The sequence below is a fragment of the Pseudomonas sp. PS02290 genome, from assembly GCF_029960075.1.
Taxonomy (GTDB): Bacteria; Pseudomonadota; Gammaproteobacteria; order Pseudomonadales; family Pseudomonadaceae; genus Aquipseudomonas.
Genome location: NZ_JASCOY010000174.1, coordinates 1 through 5,385, shown reverse-complemented (window position 1 = coordinate 5,385; position 5,385 = coordinate 1). Strand labels below are relative to the sequence as shown.

Below are 5,385 nucleotides of genomic sequence, written 5' to 3'. Positions count from 1 at the left end.
GCGCAGTGACGCGGGTGAAGCTCAGGTTCAGGCGCGCCAGATCAAGCTGTGCCTGGATGGCGGCAACGGCCGCTTTGGATTCCTGGGCGGTGGTGGTGCGCGAATCGGCGAGTTCGGCGGAGATCGCATTGTTGGTGCGCAGGCGTTCGCCACGCTGGGCTTCATTGGTGCTGCGCTGGGCAGCAGCCTTGGACTGCTGCAGTTGCGCTTCCAGACGATGCACTTCCGCTTCGAACGGGCGCGGGTCGATCTGGAACAGCAGGTCGCCTTTTTTCACCAGCTCGCCGTCAGTGAAAGCCACCGAATCGATCTGGCCTGAAACACGCGGGCGCACCTGAACGGTTTCCGGCGATTCGAGGCGGGCGGTGACTTCGTCCCACTCGTTGACCGGTTGCTCGATCACCTTGGCCACGTTGACTTTCGCCGCCGCCGGCGCAACGGTCGCTTCAGGCGTCCGGCCGCACGCGCTGATGACCACAAGGGTCAACGCGGCGAGGGGATAGCGCAAAGGAGTTAAAGACTGAAGCATGGGAGAATCCGCCGATGTTATTGAGATGGGCGGATGATGTTCTCGGGGGTGTTATTGCACGAATCGAATGACGCGAAGGTAACTATCAGTCGTAATGATGTTCGGCGTGATAAAAGGTCTGCAATCGATTCGTCGCACCGTCCTGATGCGCTTTAAGATAAATCCATTATCTTGGGTCTTATGTGCGTCAAACGAAGATAAGTCCCATTAAAATGGATTTATGTAGGTTGAGCTTGAGGGTGGTCTGACTCATACTTGCTCGCGTCACAGGCACACAGGCCACTCACGCTCATGTTGGATTTAAGCTTCAGCAAGCCCGATGAAATCGTCGATCGCCTCTGCGCCCGGTTACGCGCCGAGCGCCTTGCGCTGCAGATGACCCAGGCCGACGTCGCCAGCCGCGCCGGCGTAGGCGTCAATACCGTTTCAAATCTCGAAGCCGGGCGCAATATCAGCTTCGAAAATCTGGTGCGCGTGGCCATGGTCCTCGGCCGAACCAAGGAGCTGGAAGGGCTGTTCATGCCCAGGCTCGACAGCCTGGATGACATTCGCCGCTACGAGGCCGCTGCCGAGCGCCAACGTATAAGGAAGTCGGGCGATGCTTGAGCAGGTCGATGTGTATTACAACGGCTGGGACGAGCGCTGGCTGTGGGGCACATTAGTGTCGACCACGGCCATCGCCGGGCGTCCGCAGATTGTTTTCGAGTACAGCGACGAGGCCCGCTCCAGGGGCCTGGAACTGTCGGGTTACACGCTGCCGCTGGAGGGTCCGCGCCTGCGCCGTGGCTTCGCCGCCCACCAACTCGGTCTGCCGGGGCCGGTCTATGACGCGTTGCCGGATGGTTGGGGGATGCTGCTGATGGACCGCTTGTTCAGGCGTCGTCAGCTCAATGCGGCGCGCATCGGACCGCTGGAGCGGCTGGCCTACATCGGGAATACGGCCATGGGTGCAATGTCGTTCGAGCCTGTCGCGCCCGAGGGACTGGAGCCCCAGGCCCATGTGCCTATCGAGTTGCTGGCCGCCGAGATTCAGGAAGTGGTCCAGGGTGACGGCGGAGAATTCCTGCACACGCTGATGCGGGTCGGCGGCTCGCCCCAGGGGGCGCGACCCAAGGCGCTGGTCTACCGCGATCCCGAAACAGGCGCCTTCACCACCGCCGCAACACCGGGTTTCGAAGCCTGGCTGATCAAGTTTCCGGCCAAAGGCGAACACGCCGAGGTCTGCGCTATCGAGATGGTCTATGCCCACTGCCTGCGTCTGTGTGGCATCAAGACGCCTGACACTCAGCATTTCATCTTGCCCAATGGCCTGGCGGCGTTCGCCAGCCGACGCTTCGACCGGATCCAGGGCAAGCGAGTGCCGATGCAAAGCCTCGCCGCGTTCACCGGCGCGGACTACACCTCGCCGGGATCGCTGGACTACGTCAACTTCCTGCGCGCGACGCAACTCTGCACCAACGACGTCCGCGAGAAAGCCATCGCCTTCGAGCGTGCCGTGTTCAATGTCGCGTTCAACAACCGCGACGATCATCCGAAGAATTTTGCCTACCTCATGTCGGCGTCCGGCACCTGGACCCTGGCGCCGGCCTACGACGTGACCTTTTGCGAGGGGCCGGGGGGATATCACCAGATGGACGTGCTGGGTGAGGCGCTGTCGATTGATCGAAAGGTGATGCTCCGGCTTGCCGATGAGGCCGAGGTGTCAGCGGAGAAAGCGGGCGGGATGATTGACGGGATTTGTGATGTGGCGACTCAGTTCGCCGCGATCGCCGAACAGACCAGCCCGGGGCTTATCACGCCGGAAACCCTGGCGATGCTTCAGGCACGGATTGATGAAAACGTCGCGTTATTGCGCGGATAAATAGTCCACTCGACATCAGCTGTCCGGTGTGAAGTCTGACGCTTTCCCGGCTGAAGCCGTTCCTGCCGGGACACGCGGTGCTTTTAGTGGGACCGGCTTCAGCCGGGAAGAGGCCGGCATGAACACCCTCACGTTCGCAGCGTGACCAGTGAATTCCCGGCATAAGTCGGTCCTGCCAGGTAGCCCCTTTAAAAGCCGATCACGAGCGCGTGGCCGCCACAATCAGCATCATCGGCCGGTGAATTTCGTCAGCCATGGCGGGGCGGTCGATGAGGTCCTGGGCCGAAGGTCCCCATTCGTTGACATGGTTGAGGGTAAATCCGCTGGCGATGAGCAGATTGAGCAGCGTGCCCATTGTGCGGTGTTGTTTGATGACCCCGGGACTCAGCCAGTCGGTGCTTCGCGGGCCTTCCGCCTGGTAATGATCCACCGGCCAGACTTTGCGGCCCTGGGAGTCGACGACCCACTGCGGCTGCAAGGACGCCATGAACACCGGGTGCTCGATGGAAAACACCAGACGGCCACCGGGGATCAATGCGTCATGGATGCTGCGCAGCAACGCACTCAGGTCAACGATGTAATGAAACGCCAGCGAGCTGAACGCCAGGCTGAAACGCGCCAATGGGAGCTGCACATGCTCCAGGTCTTCCCGCCGGTAACTGATGCGTTCATGGTGGCCTGCTTCAATGGCCCGCTGCAGCATCATTTCCGAGAGGTCCAGTCCGAGCACGCTGCGTGCACCGTGCTCGGCTGCCCAGCGCGAAAACCAGCCGTAGCCGCAGCCCAGATCCAGCACGTCGTGGCCTTGCAGATCAGGGAGCAGCGCGCGTAATGCCGGCCATTCCGGCGCGCCGGCCAAGCCGTCGATGGAGCGAGACAGCTGGCTGTAGCCCTCAAAGAAATCCGGGTTGTCGTAGATGTTCTGCGCCATATTTTTCTCACCTGTCCATTGCCCACATTCAACACGCCGGCAGCCGTCGACGCCATCCCCCTGATACACCGTCACGTCCGGCCGATTTTTCCACTCTAGCCGGGAACGACTATTCAACAGCGGTTAAACAGTCTGTGGCTGGGCAGACAGACTCGCATGTCCGGCGCCGTTATGGCCCGGTATTAAATGACCTTTTTCCAAGGCCTCACCCGCAGATCAGCCGTGGCATGTTCGCTGCATTGCACACAGGGAACACGCGGTATCAAAGGTCCGCAAAACGAGGCAAGCGCCGGATGAGCAGCGTATGAATAAAGGAGTCAGCGCAGTGCCCAAGCAACTGCATGTCAATCTGTTCGAAATGAACTGCGTCAGCCACATCGTCCACGGTTTATGGGTGCACCCGGACAACAACCGGCACCGCTTCAATGATCTGGACTACTGGACGGAGCTCGCTCAGTTGCTGGAATACGGCACCTTCGACGGGGTGTTTCTGGCGGACGTGATCGGCACGTACGATGCGTTTCGTGACGGTCCGGAAACGGCGTTGCGCGAAGCCATGCAGATCCCCAGCAACGACCCGCTGCTGGTGATTCCGGCCATGGCCGCCGTGACCAAAAACCTCGGATTCGGTGCGACGTTTTCCACCACCTACGAGCCGCCATTCGCCTTCGCCCGGCGCATGAGCACCCTCGACCATCTGACCAAGGGGCGGGTGGGCTGGAACATCGTCACCTCCTACCTGCCCAATGCCGCGCGCAACTTCGGCCACGACACGGAAGTGGTTCACGACCACCGCTACGAGATCGCCGACGAGTACCTGGACGTGCTGTACAAACTCTGGGAGGGCTCCTGGGACGACGACTCGGTGATCCAGGACCGTGAGCGGCGGATCTACACCGACCCGAGCAAAGTGCGCTACATCGATCACGTCGGGGAGCATTTCAAAGTCGCCGGCCCGCATCTCTGTCAGCCGTCGCGACAGCGCACACCGGTGCTGTACCAGGCCACCGGTTCGCCAGCAGGCATGGAGTTCGCCGGGCGGCATGCTGAAGTGGTGTTCACCGGCGGCATGGACACGGCGGCGGTGCGCGGGAATATCGAGGCCATGCGCCAAAAAGCCCTTGCTCACGAGCGTGATCCCGCCGGCCTGAAATTCATCGTCATGGCCGGCGTAATCGTGGGCCGCACCGATGCGGAGGTCAGCCAGAAGCTCGACGACTACCGCAAATTAATGAGCGTCGAGGCGTCACTGGCCCATGCACAAATGGCAGTGGACCTCACCGCGTACCCGCGCGACACGCTGATCAGCGAGCTGATCGAACGCGAGGTCAAAGGCTGGCAAAGCCTATCCCGCTTCAAACCCCACCTGCGGGTGGGTGACGTACTCGGTCAGCTGGAAGGTTTCAACCGCGAACGCTTCTTTGTGGCTGGCACACCGACGGTGGTCGCTGACGAAATCGAAAAATGGCTCGACGTCGATGGCATCGACGGCATCAACTTGCGCCAGTACCTGTCCTTTGAAACGGCCCGCGACTTCATCGAACTGGTCATCCCGGAATTGCGCCGCCGGGGTCGTTTCCGTGAGTCCTACACCGAAGGCGAAACCCTGCGCGAACGCCTCTTCGGCGCGGGGCAGTCACGCCTGCCCAACGACCACTTCGGCGCCCGCTACCGCGACCCGGCCGCATTGAGTCACCCGGCGAAGCCGTTGCGGTTTCCGGGGTGACCGTTCCATGCGCGACCCGAGTGAATCGGATACCGCATTCGCGAGCAAGCTCGCTCCCACAAAAGCAGCGCTGCGTCCCGAAAAATACCGGCGCCTGAACTGGCCTCTTCCTGGCTAAAGCCAGTCCTACAAAAGCACGCGTACAGTCAGTGGGACCGGCTTCAGCCGGGAAGCCGTTGATCTGCTCTTGATCTTGATCTTCAAACACAAAAGGTCCAGACACCGCCAATCGCGACTTGGGTGCAGGCTGAACGCAGGTTTCGCGGAGTGGGCCGAGCGGCATGGATGCCGCGAGAGCCGCCCCCCGCCATGGATGGCGGATGGCGGCGGGCCCACGG

5 protein-coding genes are annotated in these 5,385 nt (G+C 61.4%); 3 read left to right on the top strand and 2 right to left on the bottom strand.

The genetic code is table 11. The features are described 5' to 3' along the window. The coding region (locus QMX88_RS28655) for an efflux RND transporter periplasmic adaptor subunit (protein WP_282373618.1) at positions 1-529 on the bottom strand (529 nt) is incomplete at its 3' end. 291 nt (positions 530-820) lie between these two features. Here QMX88_RS28655 and QMX88_RS28650 point away from each other — a divergent pair. Together QMX88_RS28650 and QMX88_RS28645 are read left to right on the top strand one after the other, a co-directional pair. Then, on the top strand, positions 821-1,135 hold the full coding sequence (locus QMX88_RS28650; RefSeq protein WP_282373617.1) for a helix-turn-helix domain-containing protein: 315 nt from the start codon (positions 821-823) through the stop codon (positions 1,133-1,135). Further along, positions 1,128-2,390 carry a type II toxin-antitoxin system HipA family toxin gene (locus tag QMX88_RS28645; protein ID WP_282373615.1) on the top strand — a complete coding sequence of 421 codons (1,263 nt, stop codon included), beginning with the start codon at positions 1,128-1,130 and terminating at the stop codon, positions 2,388-2,390. The genes QMX88_RS28650 and QMX88_RS28645 overlap by 8 nt, the downstream gene beginning before the upstream one ends. A 199-nt stretch (positions 2,391-2,589) precedes the next feature. On the opposite strand, the gene QMX88_RS28640 is transcribed toward QMX88_RS28645, so the two are convergent. Continuing rightward, on the bottom strand, positions 2,590-3,321 hold the full coding sequence (locus tag QMX88_RS28640; protein ID WP_282373614.1) for a class I SAM-dependent methyltransferase: 732 nt from the start codon (positions 3,319-3,321) through the stop codon (positions 2,590-2,592). A 325-nt stretch (positions 3,322-3,646) separates the two neighbouring features. Between QMX88_RS28640 and QMX88_RS28635 the strand changes: the two genes are divergently transcribed. Next, positions 3,647-5,047, top strand: a complete 1,401-nt coding sequence (locus QMX88_RS28635) for an LLM class flavin-dependent oxidoreductase (RefSeq protein WP_282373620.1) — start codon at positions 3,647-3,649, stop codon at positions 5,045-5,047. Positions 5,048-5,385 lie beyond the last annotated feature (338 nt).

Excerpts from the sequence above, each read along its gene's own strand:
- QMX88_RS28645 (WP_282373615.1), top strand. The coding sequence starts at position 1,128 with ATGCTTGAGCAGGTCGATGTGTATTACAACGGCTGGGACGAGCGCTGG.
- QMX88_RS28640 (WP_282373614.1), bottom strand. The coding sequence starts at position 3,321 with ATGGCGCAGAACATCTACGACAACCCGGATTTCTTTGAGGGCTACAGC.
- QMX88_RS28650 (WP_282373617.1), top strand. The coding sequence starts at position 821 with ATGTTGGATTTAAGCTTCAGCAAGCCCGATGAAATCGTCGATCGCCTC.